The 2,773-nt window shown below is 52.8% G+C and carries 2 protein-coding genes; both read right to left on the bottom strand.

The features are described from left to right. Window positions 1-439 (bottom strand): hypothetical protein (locus KK925_RS09955; protein WP_174583585.1); only part of this gene is annotated, 439 nt, incomplete at its 3' end. Between the two features lie 9 nt (window positions 440-448). Continuing rightward, window positions 449-2,773: hypothetical protein (locus KK925_RS09950; protein ID WP_214096489.1), on the bottom strand; the 2,325-nt coding region annotated here is incomplete at its 5' end.

Here is a 2,773-nt window from a genome sequence, read left to right as displayed (position 1 = left end):
GATAGTCGGCCTCGACTGATTCGGTTTGTTCGATGGGTTCTTCTGGACTCGATGGAATCTGGCGAAGAGAGTCCGTTACTGTTTGATGAACCTCTTGAGAATGGAGGTGCGGAGGAGTAAAGGCTTTCGCAGCCGTTTGGAACCGCTCGGCTCTGGTTTTTTTCCTGATGTACGACTGCGAGATGCGTTGAAACTGAAGAAGCGCTGCGTTTAACGCTACCCGTTCGGCAGGATCTTTTCTCCCGGAACGGATTTTCTGCACAATATCCTGCGCGCACTGCAGGCAGTAATCGTAAATCTGCCGGTGGTCGTGCTCCCTCCAAATGGAAAGAAGCTTTCGGAAAGCTGTCAATTTGGTCGTTGTCCTCTGCGCATCCCAATAGGCCTCGTACAGTTCTCTTGCGATCTCTATGGGAGGGAGGTTTTCGTACGTGTTCATGGCGCGAGTTTAACTTGTTGGCGCTTCTTCTTCAACCCTTTCCTCTCCGGGGACAGTTTCTTGCATGACTTCGTTACGCAGCCATTTGGGAGCAAGCTTCATAAGTTCCTGAGCCTCTGGAGTGAAGCCGTATTTCTTGAGGATGTACCTTTGCCATTCGGGAGGAAGTTCTCGGAACATACGGTGGACGCGTTTCTCTTGATTCGGCCCCTCGAATTCTTTCGCGAGGTCCGGATGTTCCGCAACGATTCTTGTGGCAGTTAGCGTGTCCCCTCTATCCCTTGCCTGGATGAGTTCACGGATTGCACGTGCATGTTCGCCAGCCTCGAAGCTGTGGGACTTTATCCCGTACGCGCTCCAAAGCTTGGAGACCTCCTCGTACACTGGGCTATCGTAGATGGTGATTCGTGTAGGACGGAACCCGAGGACCCCGGACACGGCCTCCCAAGGACTTGCTTCTCTACCTTCCCTAACTCGGTGGATCAGATTTTCGATGGGCAGAGGAGTGGCGCTTTCAAGAACGTGCTCAATAGCAAGCCATGCAGCCTCGATCCTTTTGCGTTGGTCCACGGTCCAATCCTCGGGATAGACAGGATGCCCCAGAAAATCGCGGTTTGTGGCTAGCTCGATTACGCTGCGCCAGAATGGGGTGACTTTTGAGGAGAAAGACTCCCACAGAGACCAGAGGCTTGGATATCGCCCGATGTTTCGAATGTGGAAGAGTTCTTTGTGGTAGGTGATCGGGGAGATGGCGTTCCAAGATCCATCCTCGTTTTTGGTGGTTTTGATGTCGAGAAAGTCCTCCAGCTTTTTCGGAAGCTCTCCTGTGTTGTAGTAGTTGATCCCCGCAATAATGGTTGGAAGGGTGATGGCGTAGACGAGATTCCCTAGGAATTCTTGCGTCTCCAGCCAATTGAGCCTCTCGCCGTGTGCTAGCTTCCAAAGGTATCCGGCTTGTCTCCCTACTCTTCGGAAAAATCCTATCTGCCACGGGAGCGAAACCATCATTGCTCCGAGGCTTCGAGAAAGAACGGGATCCCAAGCCTTGGCGTGAATATCCCAGGACGCTTCCCCAAACCAATCCAAAGCCATATCGCGGATCTTCGCCATGCGGTCCCAATACTCGGGAAGTTCCTTATGGAGATGCGGTTCTCTTCGGTACATCTCCTCGATGCGGTTTAAGGCCCACTGGATTTTGTACAGTGGCACCATCTCGGAGAAGACGAAGTTCTGGAGCTTAAAGAACCCCAGCCTGTCCAGCTGTTCGTAGAGCTTCCCAAAGGTTTTGCCGTAGATCTGCTCGAATCTCTCTCGGGTGAGCGGACCTGCAAATTCTCCAAGCTCCTGGAGCACACTTTCTCTGTGCGTGACGGGAATTCCTGCATCCTCGAGATGACCAACTATCGACCGCTCCCACTGGTTTAGGTCCTCGAGTTTCTTGCGGCCGTAGAAGTAGTCGACGACACCTGGCGCTTTCTTGCGGAGCTCCGTGGTAAAGAGGTTGCTCAAAGCTTTCATCCAGTGGACCCCTCTGGATTCGTACATGAATGTCGAGTAGGCCATGTGGAATCCGTGTGCCATAGCACCGAGGGAGAAGGAGATTGGCATGGAAACGCGCTTAATGCCCCAGAGTCCGCGAATGAACTGGGAGGCAACCGGGGACATTTGCGGAGCCATAAACGCTCGGTTGTAGAGCTCCAGTCCGTCGTTGGTGAGGAAGTAGCGTTGTCCGATGGGTGACCGAACCTCGTTGGGGTACATGGTCACATCGAATTCGCTTGCTGTCTTTTCCTCCGCAATCTTCGCCATTCCGGCTTTCCGCAAGTATTCAAGCGCCTTCGATCTTCCTAGCGACAAGAAAGCTCGGTAGGCATAGAGCCTGGCGATGGCTTCGAGGTTCCCGTCCGCGTAAAGTTTTAGGTGCGGCCACTTTCTTAGGACTTCCTCTGCCTTGGGGAAATCTCGAGGTTTGGATGGCTGACCTAACCGGAACTTGGGATCGATCTCCCACCAGGGCACGTCATACCTACTGTCGACGTAGGCGTGGTAGACGTAGTGTCCTCGGTCCTCCCAATGAATCCCCTCCTTTTCGAGCATCTGCCGGATGCCTTCATAAAAGCCTTTGTAGTACTCTGCGATCCGGCTTTCGATGGGATTGAGCTCGTCCTCAAGGTGCTTTCGTTCCAGTGGGTTATTCTCGTCGAGGTACTCAAAGATCTTATCGTTTACCTGTTTGTTATTACGTAAGAAAAGCTCTCGGTTGATCGAATGCCTGTCGTACATGGAGTTCCGAAGGTCTTTCGCCTGGGTGAGGAGAGATTCAAACTGTTGCCA

This window comes from Candidatus Methylacidithermus pantelleriae, from assembly GCF_905250085.1.
GTDB lineage: Bacteria > Verrucomicrobiota > Verrucomicrobiia > Methylacidiphilales > Methylacidiphilaceae > Methylacidithermus > Methylacidithermus pantelleriae.
The sequence above is the reverse complement of the archived record's forward strand: the minus strand, read 5'-3'. Positions and strand labels throughout refer to the sequence as shown.